The sequence below is a fragment of the Niabella drilacis genome, from assembly GCF_900101395.1.
Classification (GTDB): domain Bacteria; phylum Bacteroidota; class Bacteroidia; order Chitinophagales; family Chitinophagaceae; genus Niabella; species Niabella drilacis.
In genome coordinates, this window is sequence record NZ_FMZO01000006.1 from 23526 (window position 1) to 46823 (window position 23298).

General features: G+C 46.4%; 16 protein-coding genes. 6 read left to right on the forward strand and 10 right to left on the reverse strand.

Translation table 11 applies throughout. The features are described from left to right. Positions 1-5: 5 nt before the first annotated feature. From BLS44_RS12120 to BLS44_RS12140, 5 genes are all read right to left on the reverse strand, one after another. Entirely contained in the window at positions 6-1028 is a 1023-nt protein-coding gene (locus BLS44_RS12120; RefSeq protein ID WP_176954404.1) for a M12 family metallopeptidase, read from the reverse strand. A gap of 53 nt (positions 1029-1081) precedes the next feature. Further along, the gene (locus BLS44_RS12125; RefSeq protein ID WP_090390354.1) at positions 1082-2881 is read right to left on the reverse strand and encodes an IPT/TIG domain-containing protein; all 1800 of its coding nucleotides are present in this window, start codon (positions 2879-2881) and stop codon (positions 1082-1084) included. Between the two features lie 42 nt (positions 2882-2923). After that, complete coding sequence (locus BLS44_RS12130; protein WP_090390355.1) at positions 2924-3520, reverse strand: carboxypeptidase-like regulatory domain-containing protein; 597 nt, start codon at positions 3518-3520, stop codon at positions 2924-2926. A 54-nt stretch (positions 3521-3574) separates the two neighbouring features. Then, on the reverse strand, positions 3575-3796 hold the full coding sequence (locus BLS44_RS12135) for a hypothetical protein (RefSeq protein WP_090390356.1): 222 nt from the start codon (positions 3794-3796) through the stop codon (positions 3575-3577). Positions 3797-3922: 126 nt separating this feature from the next. Next, on the reverse strand, positions 3923-4396 hold the full coding sequence (locus BLS44_RS12140) for a hypothetical protein (RefSeq protein WP_090390357.1): 474 nt from the start codon (positions 4394-4396) through the stop codon (positions 3923-3925). Between the two features lie 310 nt (positions 4397-4706). Between BLS44_RS12140 and BLS44_RS12150 the strand changes: the two genes are divergently transcribed. The 3 genes from BLS44_RS12150 (at position 4707) to BLS44_RS12160 (ending at position 8540) form a co-directional block, all read left to right on the forward strand. Then, positions 4707-5225 carry a hypothetical protein gene (locus BLS44_RS12150; RefSeq protein WP_090390359.1) on the forward strand — a complete coding sequence of 173 codons (519 nt, stop codon included), beginning with the start codon at positions 4707-4709 and terminating at the stop codon, positions 5223-5225. 68 nt (positions 5226-5293) lie between these two features. Next, entirely contained in the window at positions 5294-7735 is a 2442-nt protein-coding gene (locus BLS44_RS12155; RefSeq protein WP_090390360.1) for a histidine kinase, read from the forward strand. 37 nt (positions 7736-7772) lie between these two features. Continuing rightward, positions 7773-8540, forward strand: coding sequence for a response regulator (locus BLS44_RS12160; protein ID WP_090390361.1), 768 nt, complete (start codon positions 7773-7775; stop codon positions 8538-8540). Positions 8541-8613: 73 nt separating this feature from the next. Here the strand turns inward: BLS44_RS12160 and BLS44_RS12165 are convergent, their stop codons facing one another. Both BLS44_RS12165 and BLS44_RS12170 read right to left on the reverse strand, forming a co-directional pair. After that, complete coding sequence (locus tag BLS44_RS12165; protein ID WP_090390362.1) at positions 8614-9030, reverse strand: DUF4293 domain-containing protein; 417 nt, start codon at positions 9028-9030, stop codon at positions 8614-8616. A 69-nt stretch (positions 9031-9099) separates the two neighbouring features. Then, entirely contained in the window at positions 9100-10380 is a 1281-nt protein-coding gene (locus BLS44_RS12170; RefSeq protein ID WP_090390363.1) for a serine hydroxymethyltransferase, read from the reverse strand. Positions 10381-10618: 238 nt separating this feature from the next. On the opposite strand from BLS44_RS12170, the gene BLS44_RS12175 reads away from it, so the two are divergent. After that, the gene (locus BLS44_RS12175) at positions 10619-10906 is read left to right on the forward strand and encodes a hypothetical protein (RefSeq protein WP_090390364.1); all 288 of its coding nucleotides are present in this window, start codon (positions 10619-10621) and stop codon (positions 10904-10906) included. Positions 10907-11189: 283 nt separating this feature from the next. Here the strand turns inward: BLS44_RS12175 and BLS44_RS12180 are convergent, their stop codons facing one another. The 3 genes from BLS44_RS12180 to BLS44_RS12190 form a co-directional block, all read right to left on the reverse strand. Next, positions 11190-13946, reverse strand: a complete 2757-nt coding sequence (locus tag BLS44_RS12180; protein WP_090390365.1) for a choice-of-anchor D domain-containing protein — start codon at positions 13944-13946, stop codon at positions 11190-11192. Between the two features lie 146 nt (positions 13947-14092). Beyond that, positions 14093-16195 (reverse strand): RCC1 domain-containing protein, encoded by a 2103-nt coding sequence (locus BLS44_RS12185; protein WP_090390366.1) that lies wholly within the window; start codon positions 16193-16195, stop codon positions 14093-14095. Between the two features lie 693 nt (positions 16196-16888). Then, positions 16889-18160 (reverse strand): Na+/H+ antiporter, encoded by a 1272-nt coding sequence (locus BLS44_RS12190; protein ID WP_090390603.1) that lies wholly within the window; start codon positions 18158-18160, stop codon positions 16889-16891. A 155-nt stretch (positions 18161-18315) separates the two neighbouring features. On the opposite strand from BLS44_RS12190, the gene BLS44_RS12195 reads away from it, so the two are divergent. Both BLS44_RS12195 and secA read left to right on the forward strand, forming a co-directional pair. Beyond that, complete coding sequence (locus tag BLS44_RS12195) at positions 18316-19305, forward strand: sugar phosphate nucleotidyltransferase (protein WP_090390367.1); 990 nt, start codon at positions 18316-18318, stop codon at positions 19303-19305. 661 nt (positions 19306-19966) lie between these two features. Then, on the forward strand, positions 19967-23290 hold the full coding sequence (secA, locus tag BLS44_RS12205; RefSeq protein WP_090390369.1) for a preprotein translocase subunit SecA: 3324 nt from the start codon (positions 19967-19969) through the stop codon (positions 23288-23290). Positions 23291-23298 lie beyond the last annotated feature (8 nt).

The following is a 23298-nucleotide window of genomic DNA, read 5'->3' on the forward strand; positions in this document are numbered from 1 at the left end:
AAGTCTTAATTAATTTGTTGTAATACTAAAGTTGCTTTGCCGTTTACAGGTTCGCCAACTAATAAAACTTCAAATGCAGAACTCCGGTTTTCCGGAACTGTAATAAACCCATCTCCATAACCCTGCATCAGCCTGCTGCCGTAATAGGTGCTGCACCAGACTTTGTAATATACACTTCTTTTTTTATTAAAAAACTGAATGGCATCCCTTGAATTATTACTATCCACATGCAAAGTGCGCTGATCGCTACCCAATACAACATACATATTTTCCCAGGTTTGTCCCGTTCCTAAGTCATCCACTATTGTTACATTTTGTTGCTGGTCAGCGGATGGCGTCAAAGCAGGATTTTTGCCATAAATAGTTTGAATTCCCAAAACATCATAATAACTTAAACGCCCCCAGTTGTTCCAATTGCGATTACAGTAATTCATTACGGAATTCTCATCACAAGGAGTAACATAATAATCGCCGTCACCGCCATCACCTTTGAATTTAGTTTCTTCAATTGCTACATTGCAATTACAATTTCTTTTATAATCAGGCCTGTTTTGCTCATGAGCCAACCCAAGGGCGTGACCAAACTCGTGTACTGCTGTAAAACGTATGGCGTCGTTCCGGGAAATATTCGATGGATAACCCGGCCATATAAAATTTAAAATCATCCCGTTTTCAAGTCCGTCCAACTGCGTACCTAACCCATTAGTATGCGGCCATGCTTCGTCAGACATATCTGCTCTGTTTATAACTCTGATACGAATGCCTTTTTGTCTATAAGAGGCCCTCTCCCAATTTGTAAACTCAATATTGGCATATTTAGCCCAGGTTTCGTTTATTGCATTTCTTATTAGTCCAATTTCATACTCATAACCATCAGGGTTTTCAAAAGTTACTTCAATCATAGTTTTTCCGGTTACATAATCCTTTGGCCATTGCGCACTGCGCCGCATATTAATGCGCTCAACACCCTGTGCATAACAGGAAATGCTATAAAGAATACCGATAGTTGCAATTACAAATTTTCTCATAGCATAATACATTTTTGGCAGTTCTGATAAAGTGAGACAAGCAGGCACCACTATTAATAAAGAAAAATTTCCCCGGCGAGTGATTGACTTGCGCCTGCTATTGCGGGTAAGGTTTTTCCAACGCCGTTTTTCCAGTACTTGGCTGATCCACCTTCGCTTCCACACATATACAGGTTACCATCTATCATTTTTATATCATTTACAGAGCCCCAGGTATTGAGTATATATTTTATCCCGTTTTTCCAGTATACAGCCGGGTCACCATCCCAACCACCAACATATACGTCATTCCCCGAAACATAAATACATCTTGCGTTTGCACTTGATGTCCCATCTGTCAGCGTTCTTTCTAATACCCCATTTTTGTAGTATCTAACAATTTGATGAAAAGAAGCTATCGTTTTTACAGCACTTATATATATATCATTACCCGAAACACACATTGCCGAAAGAGCTTCTGCTCCATCTCCGACAGGATAATAAATCTCATTTTTCCAGTACCCATCCCGGTCAAGCCTATAAATATCATTACCGGAAACATAAATACCATCGCAGCCTGAGCCTTGCAATACTTTAACTATACCATTTTTCCAATAGTTGACATGATAAGAATATTGACCATTTTGAAATACCTCCATATAGAGTATGTGAAGATTATTGTTTTCGGCAAACATGCCATGAAATCCAACTTGGCCCTGGTTCGATACATTATTGATATACGAAGTCGTATCTGTTATCAACGCATATGCTATTCCATTTTTCCAATATTGTGCGATATCTCTGGTAAAACCGGGAGGTAGTAGTGGGGCCTGCGGAGTATACGCTCCTCCTACGTAAACATCACTATTAAGAACCGCAATACTCTTCGCCCAACTACCCTTTTTTTCATCAGAAAGCATAATCTGTTGGCCATTTTTCCAATATTTAGCATTCCATATATCAAATCGATTTAAATCATTTCCCATAACATAAACATCATACACTTTAAAATTATCATTCCGGGCAACCGTTCCCCCATTTGTAGCTAATTGAAAATTGAAAGAAACATTCCCATGCAGGGCTGGGTACTCAAACACATATTGCAAAAACGTTGGGGCTGCTTTTACTATTTTCATGCTACTGCCGTTAATAGTAAGCGTATTACCCGCTGCAGTGGGATTAAAATTTGCTCCGCTAATAGTTATCGTGTCGCCCTGCGTAATGGTTAACGGAGCTATACTGTTAATAACAGGTGCCGGAGGAACAAAAAAGCTAAAAGAAGCGTTATTTGAAAGACCAACAGCAGTTTTTACCTGTACCGCTCCGGGTGTTCGCATATCGGGAACCAATACCCTCAACGTATTGGCATTGCCGCTTACTACTTTTGCATCAACGCCATTCATTGTCACCTTATTTGCGGATGTGTCCGCACCAAAATAGGCGCCCATTATCGTTATCGTATCTCCCTGTTGTCCTGTAGCAGGTAGAAGGCTTTCAATTTTGGGTAAAACTAAAAAAGTAAAGTCAGGGCCAACCGCTTCTTTTCCATTAACAGAAACTTTAACAGGGCCATTAGAAACCATATCCGGAACTATGGCTTTTAATGTACTAACAGTTGCCTCTATAATGCTGGCTTCTATTCCGCGCATGGTTAGTTTATTTCTAGTCATTGTATCACTAAAGTTACTACCGTTAATCACAATGGTATCCCCCAGTTTCCCCTGCAAGGGAGTTACTGTTAGTATAGAGGGTGTGGATGGTACTGATGGCTTGATCGGGTTTGAAGGCAGTTCCTTGGTATTAGAGGCCGCTTCTTTTTTACAATCGAAAAGGAGCATCGATAGCAAAAGAAAACAAAAAGTATATTTATGCATATAAGGTTACGATTAATGCTTCCGGATAACTCCTGCAGTTCACTATGGGAAGCTAAAGGGAATGCTTCCTCCGCAGTTGAGATATGTCTTTATAAAATTTGTAACAACCCCATTTGCTAAATTCTTGACAGACACATCATAAAATCCATCCTCAAAAATAAATACGGGAGTTTGTCCCAATGGTGCTACGTTATAAGAAGCTATCAAAGAATTATTTTTAGACACACTATATTGTATGGTGACTGTGGTGTAATTATTCCTGAATGACATACCTCCGGCACCATACAACTGGATATTCTTTAGTGTAGTGGTATTGGGAGAAACCGCTATCGTATAATCCGTATTGGTTACTACTTTATTTTGAAGACAATTATAAACCACATAAATGTAGTAGCGTTTTGCATCAAGATTTACCAGCAGCGCCTCTCCTTTTGAGTCTGTGTAAAAACTATATGCATAGTTCGTTCCATTTACCCAATCCGACTCCGTATTATATAAATATACCCTGGCACCGGATACCAGGTCTCCATTTTTATCGGCAACTTTCAATTGCAATTGCGTAGGCAACTCTTTGTTTTCTTTAGCACAGCCCCAAACGGCCATGAAAAAAACACAACCCACATATTTTAAAATATTCATGCTTGTATCATTTTAGAACAACTTTACAATATGACCTTCAGGTAAGAACTATTGTTATCTAAACTCTACTTTTTGAATGGCCCCATACTTGGAAGCATAGGCCCGGCAGTAAGTAATGGCATCTTCAAAGCTTCGGGTTTCACCAATTTTATTATACCGACCACCAAAAAAACCATCCTCATATTCCTCGCATATAAATTTGCCTGATGATTCCCAAATTCTGTAGGTATTCCAATAGCTGCTACCTGATGTTTTGATTGAAATCTTCTTTTCCATAATTATTCTTATTACTGCTCTAAAAAAAAATTAATTTGAAGTCACATTACAATGTTTTTCATATTTTGAGAAGCGGTTATATTTTGTTAATCATGAAGCCCTGCATTACATAAAACAGGGTGCCCGTTACTGCTCCACCAAACTTCCTGTTAGTTTTGTATTTTGGTAATCGGATACATTCGACAAATCGATTTTCAGTTTGCCGTTTGTTACGGTTACGGATACCGTGCCCTTGTTGGCATGGTACCAGGTACCGACGCCATCAAAAATTTCTATACCCGCCTGTGTGCTTTGCAAATCGTTGGCATAATTGCCTACAAATACCGGGTATTGGCCTGAAGTGGTGGGCTTTGTTTTAAACCCTACTACAATTTGTGCCTTTGAGGCGGCATCCTTTGCCATTAACCCCGGGACACCCATACTTACATCCTTACTTACCCATATAGTGGATGTGGCCGTATAACCAGAACTGTTTACCTGCCATTTTGATGTAGCAGGTGGCGGCGTTGCTGGTTTATCTTCAGCTTTATCTTTTTTACAGCTTTGCAGCAAAAAGCAACCGGTAAGCACCCATAAGGCGGCAATGATTTTCTTTCTCATATTCAATTCATGTTTCGCCTACTCTCTTCGATTTTCGGCTTCCCCGATTGTTTTAAAATACGCTTCCGGGACCGTTGCAAAGATTGCCGCTGTGGCTGGTATACACGCTCAAAAAATCGCACAGGGCCAGCCAACCGGTTGTGGCAGGCTTTTGTAATAACCCGGAATCTACCCGCTCATAAAACACAGTTGGTCTTTGTGCCTTCAAAATAATAAACACAGCGCACCGATCCTTATTTGTTTTCACCAAGCGGAAAAAAACACGCACCAAACGGAAAATTGCTTATCAAAAGCTTTGTATTTTTGAATAATGAGACCGGGACTAACGATACTGCTGCTGGTATTTTTATACCATGCCTACGGGCAAAAGCAGTTACCGGCCGTTGTTGCCAACACCTACACCCTTACCGAAGCGGATGGCTTCCCTGGCTTTAACTATACACACACTTTTGAATACCAGGCTTCCGGTAAAATATATGCCACAGATTTTTTTGGCAACCTGCATATTACCGGTAATAACTTTATAAAATCATTACCCGGCTTTACCAATATTACGAACGAAACCGTGTTACAAATACGGCCGGGCAATGAATTATGGATCTATGAAGATCCGATGAAGATCTTCATCATAAAAAATGATACGCTCTGGAAAGTAGTTGAACATAAAGACAAACTGATTCCCGTATACGATTACCCCCGCAGTGACCGGCTTTTTGCCCTGAAAACCACAGAAACATCACTGGTATTATATGAATTTAAAGAGTATCAATGGCTGGCCATTGGTGATACGCCATTACCCCCGCTATTCCACTCACAGACCCGAACGTAGTTTTTTTTAAAAACGACCACCTGGTTATCTCTTTTTCCCAGCCGGGCGGCAGCCGCAAATTTTATGGAATGGATTTCGTGCAGCACCAGTTGCACGATCTTGGCACACTTTCACTCCCTGAATATTCCTTGGGTTTCCCGCTTTTGTACAATGGAAGCCTAAGGGAGAACCGGGCATTGAAAAAGTCTTTTTCAGATTTTATTGCCGCTCGTACCGGCAGGCGGCGCCCCCTCACACCGGAATATTTTCGCAACTATTTTACCAATACAGATTTCAACACCCAGTATATATTTTCATATGGGAGGGGGCTTTATGAACATTTAGTCGTTGACAGCAGTCATATACTCCCCGCCACAATAGTATTTGAAGCAAAAGACAAGCTGAATGCCACAAAGGTAAATCCTGCCTATCCATACCTGACCGTACTAACCGCCAATAAACCCCTGCGGGTGTTTCCCTATATAAAAAAATACCCGCATATCTATGATCATGATAACGCCAGGAATATTTTTGCCCTGGGGCAGGACGATGCCGGGCGTATATGGGCCGGTAATTATCAAAGCCAACTCAGCATCATTAATCCGGCAAAACCGGAACAGCCCGTGGTAGCATTAAAAAAGCAGCCCTACCCTTTTATGAATGCATCCCTGAACCACAACGGGAAAATGTACTTTGTTGGTGAATATATAAATGGAGGTCTTTTACAATACGACCAGCAGGGCAATATGCGCAAGCTGCACCCCGCTCTTTCTACTACGGGATACTACCTCTATCTTGCCCCCAGGAACGGGAACCTGTACTTTGCGTCTGCCGCCCCGGGCTACCCGGTTTTCTATTGTGCTGCCGGGGAACTGCAAAAAGCGTTCATTCACTGGAAACGGCTGGACTCCACCGTCGGGATCAATCCTCCGCTTGGAATAAGATCCATTACGGAAGATACACTGGGGCGCCTGTGGATGGGCCACCCGTATAAAGGATTTGCCGTTTACGATCCGGCGGTACAAAAGGGCGCCACCTACCATACCAGCAATGACGAAACACCCATCGGCTTTGTCAGCAGCCTCACCGATAAAAAGGGAACTGTATGGATGGGCAGCGATGATCACGGGCTTTGGTATTACAATGATTATAACAAACCCGCCACCCCGCAAAACATTCACCAGGTAAGCCACCCCCTGCTGAATACGGTAAAACGCATTACCGCAATGGCCATTTATAAAAACTGGCTGGTGCTGGGTTGCTATAACAGGATCTGCCTGCTGAACCTGGACAGTTTTTATCAAAAAAAGAAAACGGTGCTCCGGTACCTTAACCCGCAGGAAACGGCTTTTACCAGCTTTACCGAACAAAATACGATGCTGGTCTCCAAAACAGATGGATCCTTATGGTTCAGCACCAGCGATATGCTGTACCAGTGGGACATCAGCACCTGGCTGCAGCTGCCTCAATATAAGGTAAGCCTTTCAGGTTTTTTAGCGCACGACAGTACCCGCATAGCACTCAATCCCTCAAAGGCCTTGCAACTGAATGCCGGATTGAGTAGTTTTGACCTGCTCTTTGAATACCTGAGCCCGGATGGTTTGCCGCGTTATACGCGCACAGCAATGGTGCGGCAGGGCGACCGCCCTGTTTACAGTGAGCCTGGAATGCAAAGCCGGTTCTCTTATCAGAATTTAAACAGCGGCACTTATACATTTTATGCGGAGGTTTTTGAACAGGACGGCAGTACCAGCACTTACCGGTACCGTTTTTCCATCCACCAATACATCTGGCAGCAATCCTGGTTTTGGGTAATCATCTCCTTTTTATTCCTGGCGCCATTTCTTCTCTGGCTCAACGCATTGCGCAAAAAGGCATTACAGGCAAAAGAGATCAGCCACCTCAACGTGGTATCGTTAAGCAGCCAGTTCCGTCCCCATTTTATTTTAAATGCTTTAAATGCCATTGGCGCCGACCTTAAGGACAAACCCGGGGCCGAAAGCCTGATCAGCCGGCTGGGGGAAAGCATTAACCTGATCTTTAACTATACGCTTCAGAAAAAAGTATACCACCCGCTCAAAAATGAATGGACGCTTGTTGAGAATGTCATCCAGATCCACCGCATCATTTACCTGCCCGACCTGGAGGTAACCTATATCAACAAAGAGTTGCTTGAAACATACAAAGCGTTTGATCTTCCGTTGGGGATCCTTGAAATAAATGTTGAAAATGCGCTGCTGCATGGACTCCGCAATAAACAAGCGCCACCATACAATCTTTTGCTCGAAATAAATGCCGATGCAAACAACCTGTATTTTACTATTACAGACAACGGCATCGGTATGCAAAGATCCATGGCCATCAGCAGTTATAAAAAACATGGAAGCGGAACCAGGAATATCAACAGCATCCTTGAAATACTCAACCGGTTTAACCGGGATAAAATAGAGATCCATTACGAATCGGATGCAGCCGTGGGCGGAACAACGGTAAGGATCAGGATCCCTTTAAAATACCAGTATAAATATTAACGTTTACGATTTAAGACACCCATTAAAAATAAACGCAATGCAAGCAACGCCCTCCTCCTTAACCTACCTGATTATTGAAGACAGTCTTAAAGTTTGTTATGGTATTAAGGAACGCATGAATGATTTTACAAACTGGGAATGCAGCGGTTTTGCCCACCATGTTGAAGACGCAAAAAAAATGATTGAAGCCCGCCGGCCCCTGCTCATTTTCCTGGACTGGGCATTAAAAGGGGGAAGCGCCTACGAAGTGCTTTGCCATGTTACCAACCTGCAGCAGTACGACCCTTACATTATTTTCAACACCGGCTACCAGAGCGAAAACCCCGAAATTCCGCAGGAAATTATTAACAACTACCGGATCGATAAATACCTGGTAAAACCCTTATGGGAGAACCTGAGACTAAACCTGCCGCAATACCTGCAGGAAGCCGTATCAAAAGCGGGCAGCTTAACGAAAAAAAAGGCCACCATCTGGCTGACAGATATTTTCAAAAACCGGCACCATGTCCTGCTGGAGGATATGGTTTGCGTACAGCAGGATCCTGAAAATTCTTATTATAAGGTTCTGTATTTTACGAACAACACCGGCATCTATGTAAAAATTTCGTGGCAGGAGATCAGCGGGCTGTTACAAAGCCATGGCATCCATTATTTCATTACCAACAGTAAGGAGCATATCGTTATTAAAAACCATATCCGGTCCTATAAATGCCCCTACGTACGACTGAATTGTTTTAGCCAGAAAATTGAAGTGGTAAAGAACAAACTTTCTGCTTTTGAAAAATGGATGGCAGAACCGGAGTGAACGACCCCGGAAAACAGGGCATATAAAAAAGGGCGCCTTACCCAGGCGCCCCGTTTATTTTACCGGATGTATTTTATCGCAGCCTGTTCAGGTCCCGGATCAGTTTCTGATCCCTGCGGATACCCTTTAATGCAAAAAAGAAGCCCACTACTACCAGTAAGCTCAGGATCGCCGTAATGGCTATTCCGCCGGTATGAAATTCTCTGATATAGCTGGCATACAATGCAATCAATCCTACTGAAGCGATCAGCCCCAGGAAGGTCAGCTGCAGTTGCTGCTTCCGGTTCTTATACAGGAAAATCGTGATCAATCCCAGTGCTGCAACAGCACCCGTCAGCAGGGTGAGCCAGATATTGCTTGCCGCATTCATATCCGCACCGGCGACACCTTCGGTGCCGTTTACCGTACCGTTATAAAAAGGAAATTTAAACGTAAGTCCGGCACAGATCACGGACAATAATAACCATAGTGTTTGTTTTCTTTGGATCATTTTATACAGTTTAAGGTTTGGAGGTTAAAGTTTGAGGTTACCATCAAACCATCAACCACAAACAATAAATTAAGATAGCTCCGGGTACAGCGGGAACTGTTGCATAAATGCTTTCACTTCTTCTTTTACTGATGCGATCACGTTTTCGTCGTCCGCATTCATCAGCACCTTGTCGATCAGTTCTGCTACCTGCGTTACGTCGGCCTCCTTCATTCCCCGCGTGGTTACAGCCGGAACCCCTACACGGATACCGGAAGTTACGAACGGAGATTTATCATCAAACGGCACCGCATTCTTGTTTAAGGTGATATGCGCTTTGTCCAGCGTTTCCTGTGCTTTTTTACCGGTCAGGTTTTTATTGCGCAGATCGATCAGCATCAGGTGGTTGTCCGTACCATCACTGATCAGCTTATAACCCTTATCTACAAAGGCTTTCGCCATTGCCTGGGCATTGGCGATGATCTGTTTGCCGTAGGTCTTCCAGTCATCGGATAAGATCTCTCCAAAGGCCACTGCTTTTGCGGCAATAATATGTTCCAGCGGCCCGCCCTGCATACCCGGGAAAACGGCCAGGTCCAGCAGTTGGCTCATGGTACGCGTATTTCCTTTAGGGTCTTTATGTCCCCAGGGATTTTCAAAATCATTCCGCAGCATGATGATCCCGCCACGGGGACCGCGCAGGGTTTTGTGCGTGGTGCTGGTTACGATATGACAATGCTCAAACGGATCGTTCAGGAGTCCGGCAGCGATCAAGCCCGCCGGATGCGCGATATCGGCCATTACCAGCGCCCCTACTTTGTCGGCAACCGCGCGAATGCGGGCATAATCCCAGTCGCGGCTGTAAGCAGATGCGCCGCAAATGATCATCTTCGGCTTTTCTGCGAGGGCTTTTGCCTCCAGGTCTTCATAATCTACCAGTCCGGTTTCCTTTACCACTCCATAGGAAATCACCTGGTAGTGTTTTCCGCTGAAGTTTACCGGGCTGCCATGGGTCAGGTGACCGCCCATGCTCAGGTTCAGTCCCATGATCTTATCGCCGGGATTGAGGGCCGCAAAGAATACAGCGGCATTGGCCTGCGCCCCGCTATGCGGCTGCACATTGGCCCAGCCCAGGTTAAATACCTTTTTTAGCCGGTCGATCGCAAGCGTTTCGATTTCATCCACGATCTCACAACCACCATAATAGCGTTTGCCGGGATAGCCCTCTGCATATTTATTGGTTAGTACGGTTCCCATGGCCTTAATAACGGGCAGGGAAGCAAAATTTTCTGAAGCGATCAGTTCAATGCCATTGCGCTGGCGGTCTAATTCCTTATTAATAAGGTCAAATACTGTATTATCCTGTTGCATGGCGCAAAGTTAAGGGGCGGGAAGGATGTTGAAAAGTTTATAGGTTGAAAAGTTGGAAAGGGCCGATCCCGACCCGCAAAAATGCGTGGCAGCAAGATCAATAATGGCCCAGGCAGGCATGATCTCTGTTTAGCGTCTCCGGAAAACCAGGACCAAGGAGTGCTTCCAGCTTCTTTTATTGCTTTTAGCGCCGAGGGATTAGGGCTCGTAGGCTCAAGGTATTTTGTAGAGCATCCGGTTGTGGTACGGCACCAGCCCTTCTTTTCCTGAAATTTTTAAAGGGATCCCCCGGTATAAAATTTCATACAGGCAAAGATGGGAATGGCGGCTCGGACCAGACCTCGTTCTACAAAAAGAAGATCCCGATCCTTTTTTTTATACAGGCGGCCACCCGGACTATCACAAAACCGGGGACGATGCTTCCAAAATAGACTTTAAAGCCCTGAGATCGATCCTGGAACTGGAGATCCGGGTCATTGACCGGTCTATGAACGTACCGAAGATGAATTTTACCTGGACGAATTAAGGGCCTGACATTATGTAGGATCTTGCAGATACCGACCGGGAAACAAGTAACACTGTCACGTGGAGACGGGCAGGAAAGCAAATAATAATAGACCGGTATCTATTTTATTAAAATGACTGTTCTCTTAAATGGTTTGTGAATACACAAACCTTGACCTGCGCCGTGGGCAGTGCCCTCACTGCCCGGCCGGGAAATGGATAAAAACATCTTTGATACCCGTTAATTATAACACTTCCGCACAGGTCAGGAGACCTGCGCGAGGTGGGATTGTTCACTTTTTTAATCAATGCCGGAAATTGTATAAAAGCTTTTTGTCAATTTTGTCAACCTGAATTGTCTTTGCGGGGATTGGCGATGACCGAAGTGATACCTTTTTTACCACCGACTGGGTCGGTGTTTTCCAGCTGTTTTTTACACCCGTTGTCAGAAGAGAACCTACCCCACCTGTTGCTTTTCTAAAATTGCTGATTGCCCATCCCGGGTAACTATTATCATTCGCTGCACCCGACAACCATGATATGCCCTTTACAATATCTGTGTAATGATGCACCGTTTCTGATTCTGCCGTCAATACAACTGTTAATACCTTAAAATTTTTTTGAGAAGACGATGCATCGGGAACTCTTTGGCCTTTTGCCGCTATGAGGTCATCGATTGTATAAGATGTTATCCCTGTTGACCAGAAATATCCCGCTCCAAATGTATTATCATAACTGCACCCTGTATAAATGTTCAACCTGAAATTACTGTTGCGTAAGTCCTGTGCCGACTTCATACCCATTGCATATAATTCGATATCCGAATAAACAGGATAATTTCCACCATTAGCATTTACCCCAAACCCGCTCGTGAACGAGCCATCAGGGTTTGTTGCAGGAGAAAAACTCGCCTGATATTTCGTTTTGCCGGCAACGCCACCGCTATTCTGCTCAACTGTGCGCACGTATTTGAATCCGCCCAGCTGACCATCGGCATTGCTTACACCCCAGTGCCCATCGTAGCGGGAACCATCGGGCGCGTAAGTAGGGCAAAGATAAGCTGCCCAATTATGACAGAGCTCATGCAAAGCTGGTCCACGATGTATGGCATCGTAGATCGGGAAGAACATTACAGATTTTAGTTTTCCCGCAGAGCCCCAGGATGAGCTATTGGAATAAATGCCCTTTCCTATTCCCTGTACATTATTGGTTATCGAAATGTTTATGCCGTAAAAACCTAATTGGTTCACGACACCAGAACTCTCGGGCTTATCGAGTACATAGAAAATGAAATCAAAATCATCGTTGACCTTTTCATAAATAAGTTTCGTTATAAGTTGAATTTCCATTTGGAAAGTCGAGGAATTGATAAGTCCCTGGTATTGCGATGCCGGCACCACATATTCAACCAGACGACTATCGGGATCATCAGCACTGTTTAAAAGAGCAATTTTATTGTTGCCTGTTACCCCTGTACCAGACAATGTAATAGTAGCGCTACCTCCATTCGTATATATGATATAATACCCGGAGTAGGATTGTGCCGCCTTGGGCATAAATATTGCCGTAACCTTCTGTGATCCTCCGGCCGGGGTTGTTACCGGATAGTTCGATATAGAAAACAGGCTATTATCCGATGTAGTAAAGCCTGTAATGGTCAGCGGCGCATTGCCCGTGTTCGATATGGTAAACTCCAGTGTAGTATATACCCCCACCGTTACCGCTCCAAAATTCAATGAAAGTGGCGATATACTTAATACCGGGACGGGGGCAGCAATTCCGGCTCCTTCCAGCGAAATGTTGGCGTTCCCCCCGTTCGTGCTGATTGACAAGGAACCCGAATAAGACTGAATGGCTGTCGGCGAAAATTTCACGACTATTTCCTGGGAACTGTTGGCCGCAACTGTAGTACCAAAATTAAGAGCAAACACTGCGTTGGGTGTGGTGATGCTATTAATCATTAATGGCGCATTGCCGGTATTAGATACTGTAAACGTTTTTGTGTTAAAACTACCCACGGCTATATTTCCGAAGCTTAACGAGGAGGGTGATACCTTCAATACCGGGGCGGGGGCAGCAATTCCGGCCCCTTCCAGCGAAATGTTGGCGTTACCCCCATTCGTGCTGATTGACAAGGAACCCGAATAAGACTGAATGGCTGCCGGCGAAAATTTCACGACTATTTCCTGGGAACTGTTGGCCGCAACTGTAGTACCAAAATTAAGAGCAAACACTGCGTTGGGTGTGGTGATGCTATTAATCATTAATGGCGCATTGCCGGTATTAGATACTGTAAACGTTTTTGTGTTAAAACTGCCCACAGCTATATTTCCAAAGCTTAACGAGGAGGGCGACACCTTCAATACCGGGGCGGGAACCGGAATCCCAGCTCCCGAAAGCGAAATGCTGGCGTCACCTCCGTTCGTGCTGACAGATAGGGTGCCTGTATAAGGGCGAACGGCCAACGGAGAAAATTTCACAGATATTTCCTGGGAACTGTTAGCTGCGATGGTTGGAATAAACAAAACTGTAAACGCCATATCGGCAGCGGTGATGCTATTAATGGTTAGGGGCAAATTTCCGGTATTGGATATGATCAGTATTCTTGTAGCAAAACTATCCACCGCTACATCTCCATAACTCAATGAAGCCGGAGATATACTTAGTACAGCTTCCCCTTTTCCCTCACCCGATACCTGAATTTTGTTGAAAGTCGTACTAGCCTCTGATTTTATGATCATTTCTCCCGTGTAAGACCGGGCTTGCTTGGGAGCGAACTGAACGTTCACCTTTTTTGAACTTCCGGCTTCGATGGTTCCTCCCGGCCAATCTACAGAAAATCCCTGGGGTAGCGTAATACTGCTTATATCGACCGGTCCGGTTCCGGTATTTTTAATAGTAACAGTCCTGGATGCGGTTGTATTAACATCAATGACGCCAAAACTCAAATCGCCACTAACTGCAATCATTTTTGTTTGCTTCTCTTCATCTTTGCTTTTGGTACAGTATAAAGCAGAGGATATTAAAATCAATGCAAAAAAGGCTATTCTAAATTTTCTCATAGTTTGTTGTTTTCTTTAACTTTCCAAGAATCAGCTTATGTGCAGGGAAAAACACCAACGGCACAGCGAGCCCAACAGATGTTCGGTCCATCGCTGCAGAGCTGGAGCGCTATAACGACGCATCCGTCTCCCTCCACATTTCATATTTACGCTACTACAAGCTTTACTGTTTTGCTATATTCAAAACTTCCGTCTTTATTTACCTGCCTGATACGGATAAATACCGATTCATTGCTTCCTGTTTCCATCATATCATTGCTTTTTTGGCAAGCTGTAACGCCAATCATACTTATCAGGCACAGCAACAAAGCTGCTCCTGGAATCGTTTTACGATTACCGAAAACCGACCAGAAAAGGATACCGAAAACAAAAGCGGATAGGGTCAGTACGGTACCCGCCCGGGGCATATCCGTATTGAAATGGTAATCAATAGGGCTACCAGAACTACCATTTGCAGCCTTGCTGTTGACCATCGCTATTGGAACAAACGTTTCCCCGTCTCTGGATACTTCTATTTGAAAATAACTATTATTGGTTTCGGTAAGCGTACTCCAACTGACCTGCAATTGATTATTTTTAAATACCGCCGAAATAGCTCCGAAATGAACCGGCAATACTGAAGACAGGGTTTTTACAAAAAAACCGCTAAAGCCGGTCGCATTAAAACTCACTTCCCAAAAGTTACCCATGCTGTTCCACACGATATCCGCATCATTGGGATTAACGGTCACTATTGTTCCGGTATAAGTGGCAGGCAGGCCGCTGCCATCACGGCTAATGCCACTTCTTTTTTCAATCAGCAGGTGGGCTTTTCTTGCAGCAATGGTAGCAGGATCATCCGCATCAGGCAGCAGCAGTACGGGACCTTGATTGTTAAAATCTTTAAATTCCTGGTTGGTAAAATAAAGGGTAACCCGGCTGTTGACGGTTGCGGCATCTTCAGCTACCGCAATTTCATAATGGCGCTTTACATATTGCGCCGGCTGAACGGCTGCCACCCATACTTTGGCGGTTACGGGGTCAGCATTGCCCTGGCTCATTTGCAGGGCCGCTATACGGTTGCAATTGCTGCTAAAAATGGCGTATTGAAACCCTGTGGCAATGGTATGGCTGCTGCCATTGACGGCAAGTGCATTATTGTATGCCGGGGCATATACTAAACCAGGGGTATTCCTGGTGGTATTAGTACCATTTCCTAATTCTCCTAACCCATTCACACCCCATGCCCATAACGCGCCATCAGCCTTGATTCCTAAACTGTGGTGATATCCGGCTGTGATAACCTTCCAGGTATCGGAGCCTATTTGCGCAGGTGTATTCCTGTCGGTATTGGTACCATTACCCAACTCGCCGAAATCATTATCTCCCCAGGCCCACAGTGTTCCATCCGATCTGATGCCCATGCTGTACTCACGCCCGGCAGCAATGGCATCCCAGGTGGCGATGCCAATTTGCCCAGGTGTATTCCTTTTGATATTAGAGCCGCCGTCCCCTAATTTTCCCTGGCCATTATCCCCCCAGGTCCACAATGTTCCATCGGCCTTAATGGCTATACTGAACAGATACCCGGCGTCGATAGCTTTCCAGCTGTCGCCGCCAATCCGCAACGGCGTATTCCTTGCAGTATAGGAGCCATCACCTAATTCGCCCCATCCGTTACCGCCCCATGTCCAAAGGGCCCCGTCCGCTTTAATACCTAAACTATGGTAAGCACCGGCAGCGACGGCTTTCCAGGTATCGAAGCCAATTTGCACCGGCACGCTTCTGTCAGTATTCGACCCATCACCCAACTGCCCGTTACCGTTACCTCCCCAGGCCCACAAGGTTCCATCAGCCTTAATACCTAAACTATGGGACACACCGGCAGCTACGGCTCTCCAGGTACCGGAACCAATCTGCACCGGTGCATTCCTATTCGTATTGGATCCATCACCTAACTGTCTGGAATAATTCGCTCCCCATGCCCATAGTGTTCCATCAGCCTTAATGCCTAAACTATGATCACCACCGGCAGCAATGCTTTTCCAGGTACCGGAACCAATTTGCGCCGGTGTATTCCTATTTGTACTGGTACCATCGCCTAATTGTCCGGAAAAATTGACTCCCCATGCCCAAAGGGTACCATCGGCTTTAATACCCAATGTGTGACTATAGCCAGCCGAAATGCCAACAAAACCATCGCACTGGGCAATACCTTTATTGGTCGCCAGGAACAACAGGAGAGCGAGTAGGAGAAGATCCTTTTTCATTCGTTCTTTTTTAATATTTTTTGCCGACGGAGAACAAATATGGCTTGCCTATTGCTTCGCGCAACCGGTGATATCACCCTGCAGCCAATCGTGAAAACACCTCATGCAAAGATGAAGCTGACCCCAATTTTAAACAATACCCACAAGTGGGTAAAACGAAAGGATCAAAGAATATAGGGTAAAGCATTTGCCCAACAATATGCCTGCATTGGCGGTTACAGTGATGGATCTTTATAGTGGCTGCATAAAGATGAAGTTGCAAGGCATCATTTTGTTGCAACGGTCTTTTATCTTCAAGGAATGTGCTTCTTTATTTCCTGGGAGTAAATACCCGAAACAAAGAACAGCATCGCTCCATAAAACGATACGTCTTAACCCGATGCCCGATTTTTTAGACAGCAGGGAATATGCTTCTCCGAAACGGTGCTATAGCGATGGAAAATAGCCCTTCCTGAAACAGGTATCAGCACAAAGCGATGATCCATACAATTACAGAAAAACATCAGTTCCGCCATGCTCTCACATTCCGGTTACGAGCAGGTTTCGGTGGTCGATCTTTACCGTTTGGTAGGAAATACCGGTAATGTCGGATATTTCTCTGTTCTCTTTTCATATTGATGCGGACAATCGGCAATATCCCCGTTACCTGCTCCACTGTTACCGCACAAGGTTAAGAAGTGGCAGGGCTATTGATTATTGCCCATTGTCTTTCCCCGTTACCCGCTTCACAATCCCCGGCAACAACAGCCCCTGGCCAAGGATCGTGATGATCACAACTACGGTAGCAATAAAAATGATATCATTCCGCATCGGGAAGGGGCTTCCGTCCTCTAAGCGCGGGGGCAGCCCCAGGGCAATAGCCAGGGAAACAATCCCCCGCATACCGGACCAGCTGATGATGACACTTTCCTGGAAGCTTAACAGGGCCGATTCCCTGATGGCACGCCGCGAGTTTTGCATCCTGGAGTTGCGGAATCCCTTCTCCAGCCGTCTCCGCTGGGCAAAAACCCGCATCATACGGATAAGAATGGTCACCATCGTGATCAGGAATGCATAGCCGATATAAGGCAGGAACCGGGAGGGGTCGATAGCGCGGATCACTACCGGGAACTCCAGGCCAATAAAAATAAAGATCAGCCCGTTGAGCAGGTACACCACCACATCCCAGATCGTTTTGGATTGCAGGCGCAATGATGCTGAAAACTGGCGTTCACTTAACATTGAAACACCAAAACCCAGGACCACCACGGCTATAACACCGGAAACCCCGGTTTCCTCCGCTACCAGGTACGCCGTAAAGGGCGCCAGCAGGGTAAAGCCCAGTACGGCCATTGTGCTTTTGCGCACATAACGCAATACGACGGCCAGTAATTTTCCCAGCACCAGGCCTACCAGGAAACCGCCGGCCATCAGCAGGATGAACGTCAGTGAAGCCTTCCACCACACAAAGGCGGAGCCCATCACGGCAGCAACGGCAAAACGGTAGGCTACCAGTGCCGAGGCATCATTAATCAGGCTCTCGCCCTCCAGTATGGTAACAGTATGCCGCGGCAATCCCAGGTTCCGGGTAATACTGATGGCTGCCACCGCATCGGTTGCCGCCAGGATAGCCCCCAGCACAAAGGCCAGCGGCCAGGTCATGCCGGGTACCAGGTAATAGGATAATACGGCAACGCCGGCCGTGGTCAGAAAAACCAGACCGATGGCCAGCGCACTGATCGTGCCCATATTCTCCCTGAAATCTTTAAAATGGATATTGAATGCCGCATCATATAATAAAGGAGGCAGAAATAATAAAAAGATCACCTCAGGGTCCATCTCCGGTACGGGCATAGAGGGGATAAACCCGATGGCGATCCCTGCAATGATCAGGACGATGGGCGGAGCGATCCGGATCTTCTCGGCTACTACATTCAGCAGCACCATCAGCCCCAGTAAGACCAGTATGATCGTATAATTGGCCATATAATAAAATTTATTTCCTTTTCCCCGGAGCATCTGTTTCCCGGAATATAAAAATACCGGAAAACCCCTATGATTGCTTAACTTCACCCACCAAAAAGAACAGGGCAGCCCCGTTTTTTCAGCTTAACTATCATTAAACGAACGACGATTTATACATGAAGGCGATCATTCCTGTAGCAGGAGCCGGTACAAAATTACGACCACAGAGTTACACGCAGCCCAAAGCATTGATCCCGCTGGCGGGTAAAACCGTACTGAGTTTTATCATTGACCAGCTGAAAGATGCGGGTATCGAAGAATTCGTCTTTATCGTAGGGTTCCTGGGTGACAAGATTTCCGATTATGTTAAAGAGCACCATCCGGATATCCAGGCACATTATGTCAGTCAGCAGGAACGCCGCGGTATCGGCCATGCAGTAAACCTCACCCGGAACATTGTTGAGGGCGATGAAGTCTTTATTTCCCTGGGGGATACGATCTGTGAATATGACGTTGCTGCCGTACTGAACAGTCCCCATTCGATGATCGGCATCCGCAAGGTGGATAATCCCCGCGATTTTGGTGTGGCAGAAATCGACAACAAAGGATTTATTGAATCCGTGGTGGAAAAACCACATATTCCCAAATCCAATATGGCCATGGTAGGGATCTACAAGATCCGGGAAAGCGAGCTGCTGTTCGAATGCCTGGCTTCCAACATCCGCAAAGGACTGCTGACCCATGGCGAGTTCAATATCACCGACGCGCTGCATTGCATGATCGGGAACGGTGTACAATTCGAAGCTTTTAAGGTAGACAACTGGTTTGATGCAGGCAATAAAGAAACCCTGCTGCGCTCCAATGCCACGCTCCTGAGAAAATATAAAGCAACCGCCGATCCTTCCCAGTTTGAGAACACCGTGATTGTACCACCGGTAAGCATTGGCAACGGGTGTGTGATCCGTAATTCCATTGTCGGCCCCAATGTAACGCTGGGAGAAAACACATTCCTGGACCAGTCAATTGTCCGCAACTCCATCGTGGGGGCTTTTTCCAACCTGTTTGATATCGTACTGGAGCACTCCGTCATCGGTTCCGATTCCAGCGTTAAAGGCGAAACCCGCAGTTTGAATATCGGGGATAATACGAGTATTGACCTGGGATGAATTTGAAAAATGTGAATTCCGAAGCTTCGCATGTGCATCAAGGTAAGTGGTCAAACCCCGGATGGGGTTATGCCCGGATAGCCGTCGGTTTATGGGCGATCAATTTGCATGGAACCCCGGCCGTGGTTCAACCAGGATCCGGATCATTCACCATGCGTTTCAGGCACCATTCATCAAATAAAACCCCTTACGGGTTTATGATGACAGCAGCCCGGGGAAAACAGCGGTTTGACGGTCAATTATATATAGAAACGGTACCCACCCTGTACCGGTTACCCACAATCCCCAGCGGGCCAACGTGAACCTGACGCACAGACGATAGCCATCGGGAGAAGGAATAGGAGGAGGTGAAGGAAATATGAAAAGGCGGCAATGGTCGGCAGATCATCGGGCAGGAAACCAATTTTAACCGGGAACATTCAACCTTAAACCTGCGTTCAGCATTCAGCGTTCAGCATTCAGCCACAGAGACGGAATCTGACCTGCCCGCCGGCAGCGGACGTTAAACATTGAACGTCAAACGTTAAACAGCAAACCCCAAACTTCCGTATCTTTGCTCCCCGCTCCTCCCGCCATCCGGGAAGGCTGCCAAAATGGCTCAAAAAGGATATAGCATTGTTTTTGAGGCGGGACTACTTTTAAATAAATATTACGAGAACATATGTTTGGTTTTCTATCTAAAATGTTTGGTGGCAGTAAATCTGAAAAAGATGTAAAGAAGCTTGCTCCTGCTATTGAACAGATCAACAAAAATTTTGCTCAGTACCAATCACTTAGCAATGACGAACTGCGTAACAAGACCCATGAATTCCGCCGGCGCATCCAGGAACGGCTGGGCGAGATCGACACCAGGATAACAGCGCTTAACGAACAGGCCAACGACCTGCCCCATGAAGAGCTCCTGCAGAAAGACGCCATTTACAAGCAGATCGATGACCTGAAAAAAGATCGTGATAAAGAGATTGAAAAAGTGCTGGAGGAAATCCTCCCGGAAGCATTTGCCGTGGTAAAAGAAACCGCCCGCCGTTTTACGGAAAATACGGAACTGGTTTCCAAAGCTTCAGACCTGGACCGGCAGCTGGCTCGCACAGCCGAATATATTACTATTGACGGCGACGATGCCATTTATAAAAACAGCTGGACCGCAGCGGGTGCAACCATCACCTGGAACATGGTACACTATGATGTACAGCTGATCGGCGGGGCCGTATTACATTCCGGCAAAATTGCCGAAATGGCCACCGGGGAAGGAAAGACCCTGGTATCTACCCTGCCTGCCTACCTGAATGCCCTGGCCGGCGAAGGAGTGCACGTGGTTACCGTAAATGATTACCTGGCCCGTCGTGACCAGGAATGGAACGGACCTGTTTTCGAATGGCTGGGACTGCGTGTGGACTGCATTGACAAACATCAGCCCAACTCAGAAGCCCGCCGCAATGCTTACCTGGCGGATATTACCTATGGTACCAATAATGAATTTGGTTTTGACTACCTGCGCGACAATATGGTGCATAATGCATCAGAAATGGTACAACGCAAACACCACTATGCAATGGTGGATGAGGTGGACAGCGTATTGATCGATGATGCCCGTACACCACTGATCATCAGCGGCCCGGTAGATAAGGGAGACGAACAGCAATACCATGTTCACAAGCCCCGGGTACAACAGCTGTACCAGGAGCAGGAACGTATTGTACGGAACAGCTTAAATGAGGCCAAACGTCTTTTTGAAAAAGGCGAGGATGATCCCAAAACCGGGGGACTTTACCTGTACCGCGCTTTCCGCGGGTTACCCAAATACAGCCCGCTCATCAAATTTTTGAGCGAGCCCGGGGTAAAAGTAAAAATGCAGAAAGCGGAAAACTATTATCTGCAGGAGCAGGAGCGTAATATGAAGATCGTGGATGAAGACCTGCTCTTTAAGATCGACGAAAAGACCAACTCGGTTGATCTTACCGAAAAAGGACTGGGCATGATCACCAAAGTGGGTGAAGATGCGGACTTCTTTGTGTTGCCGGATATTGGCGTGGCCCTGGCCGATGTGGAAAAAAGCGATGCCCCTGCAGAAGATAAATTAAAGCAGAAGGAAGTACTGCTGAATGATTACTCCCAGAAGGCAGACCGTATCCATTCGGTACAGCAGTTGTTAAAAGCCTATGCCCTCTTTCAGAAAGACGACGAGTACGTGGTGGTAGATGGTGCTATTAAAATTGTAGATGAGCAAACCGGGCGTATCATGGAAGGCCGCCGGTATTCCGATGGTCTGCACCAGGCGCTGGAGGCAAAAGAGAATGTAAAAATTGAAGCCGCTACCCAAACCTATGCCACCATTACCCTGCAGAACTTCTTCCGGATGTATCATAAACTGGCGGGGATGACGGGTACTGCAGAAACTGAAGCAGGTGAATTATGGAGCATTTATAAGCTGGATGTGGTAACCATCCCCACCAATGTTCCGATTGTGCGGAAAGACCTCCAGGACATGGTTTATAAGACCAAGCGCGAAAAATATAAAGCGGTTATTGACGAAATCGAGCAGCTGCGCGGAGCGGGCCGCCCCGTATTGGTGGGTACCACTTCTGTAGAGATCAGTGAATTGCTCAGCCGTATGCTGCAGCAAAAGAAGATACCGCACAATGTTCTGAACGCCAAACAGCATGCGCGTGAAGCAGAGATCGTAGCCGAAGCCGGTCTGCCGGGTGCAGTAACCATTGCAACCAACATGGCCGGCCGGGGTACAGATATCAAGCTCGGGCCCGGGGTAAAAGACGCCGGCGGGTTAGCCATCATTGGTACCGAACGCCACGAAAGCCGCCGGGTAGACCGTCAGCTGAGAGGCCGTGCCGGCCGCCAGGGCGACCCCGGAAGTTCCCTGTTCTATGTATCACTGGAAGATGACCTCATGCGGATGTTTGGTAGCGAGCGGATTGCCAGCATGATGGATAAAATGGGTTACAAGGAGGGCGATGTGATCCAGCATAGCATGATCAGCAACAGCATCCAGCGCGCACAGAAAAAAGTAGAAGAAAACAACTTTGGTATCCGCAAACGGCTGCTGGAGTACGATGATGTAATGAACAAGCAGCGGAATGCAGTTTATGAAAAAAGAAATCACGCTTTGTTCGGCGAACGGCTGTCACTTGATATCGACAATGCGTTCTCCATCGTAGCAGAAAGCCTGTGCACCTCGTTTAAAGAGCAGGAAGATTTTGAAGGCTTTAAGCTCGCAAGCATCGTAAACTTCGGGATGGATACCTCCATCAGCGAGGAGGAATTTCACAACACCGATGCCAACAAGCTTGCAGACAAACTATATGCGGAGGCGCTGGCCCGCTACACGGAACATACCAAAACCATCCAAAGGCAGGCAGTACCGGTATTCCAGAACATCCGCGATACCCAGGGCGCACATATCGAAAACGTAGTGGTACCCTTTATGGATGGCCGCAAAGCCATCAATGTGCTGACCCCACTGGATAAGACCATTACCACTGATGGCCGCGAACTGGTATCCAGCATGGAAAAATCCATTACCCTGGCAGTGATCGACGATGCCTGGAAAGAGCATCTCCGGGCAATGGATGATCTGAAACAAAGCGTGCAAACCGCCTACCTGGAGCAGAAAGATCCGCTGGTGATCTACAAGGTGGAAGCCTTCCAGCTGTTCAACAATATGACCACCAGCCTCAACAAGGATATCATCTCCTTCCTTACGCAGGCCAACCTTCCTGCACAGGAAGAAGCGCCCAGCTATAAGGAAGGCCGTGAGGAGCGCACCGACCTGAGCAAGATGCGGGTGAACAAAGATGAGATCGATGCGGCAGGAGACGACTACGGGGCTAATGAAAAGGATTACTTTGATCCCTCGCAGCCACCGGTAAAGCAGGAGCCTATCCGCGTAGGCCCCAAAGTAGGCCGCAATGATCCCTGTCCCTGCGGCAGCGGAAAAAAATTCAAAAACTGCCACGGCAGAAACGAATAACCCCCCGA

Coding starts and splice junctions, on each gene's coding strand:
- BLS44_RS12120 (WP_176954404.1), bottom strand. CDS start 1,028: ATGAGAAAATTTGTAATTGCAACTATCGGTATTCTTTATAGCATTTCC.
- BLS44_RS12125 (WP_090390354.1), bottom strand. CDS start 2,881: ATGCATAAATATACTTTTTGTTTTCTTTTGCTATCGATGCTCCTTTTC.
- BLS44_RS12130 (WP_090390355.1), bottom strand. CDS start 3,520: ATGAATATTTTAAAATATGTGGGTTGTGTTTTTTTCATGGCCGTTTGG.
- BLS44_RS12135 (WP_090390356.1), bottom strand. CDS start 3,796: ATGGAAAAGAAGATTTCAATCAAAACATCAGGTAGCAGCTATTGGAAT.
- BLS44_RS12140 (WP_090390357.1), bottom strand. CDS start 4,396: ATGAGAAAGAAAATCATTGCCGCCTTATGGGTGCTTACCGGTTGCTTT.
- BLS44_RS12150 (WP_090390359.1), top strand. CDS start 4,707: ATGAGACCGGGACTAACGATACTGCTGCTGGTATTTTTATACCATGCC.
- BLS44_RS12155 (WP_090390360.1), top strand. CDS start 5,294: ATGGATTTCGTGCAGCACCAGTTGCACGATCTTGGCACACTTTCACTC.
- BLS44_RS12160 (WP_090390361.1), top strand. CDS start 7,773: ATGCAAGCAACGCCCTCCTCCTTAACCTACCTGATTATTGAAGACAGT.
- BLS44_RS12165 (WP_090390362.1), bottom strand. CDS start 9,030: ATGATCCAAAGAAAACAAACACTATGGTTATTATTGTCCGTGATCTGT.
- BLS44_RS12170 (WP_090390363.1), bottom strand. CDS start 10,380: ATGCAACAGGATAATACAGTATTTGACCTTATTAATAAGGAATTAGAC.
- BLS44_RS12180 (WP_090390365.1), bottom strand. CDS start 13,946: ATGAGAAAATTTAGAATAGCCTTTTTTGCATTGATTTTAATATCCTCT.
- BLS44_RS12185 (WP_090390366.1), bottom strand. CDS start 16,195: ATGAAAAAGGATCTTCTCCTACTCGCTCTCCTGTTGTTCCTGGCGACC.
- BLS44_RS12190 (WP_090390603.1), bottom strand. CDS start 18,160: ATGGCCAATTATACGATCATACTGGTCTTACTGGGGCTGATGGTGCTG.
- BLS44_RS12195 (WP_090390367.1), top strand. CDS start 18,316: ATGAAGGCGATCATTCCTGTAGCAGGAGCCGGTACAAAATTACGACCA.
- secA (WP_090390369.1), top strand. CDS start 19,967: ATGTTTGGTTTTCTATCTAAAATGTTTGGTGGCAGTAAATCTGAAAAA.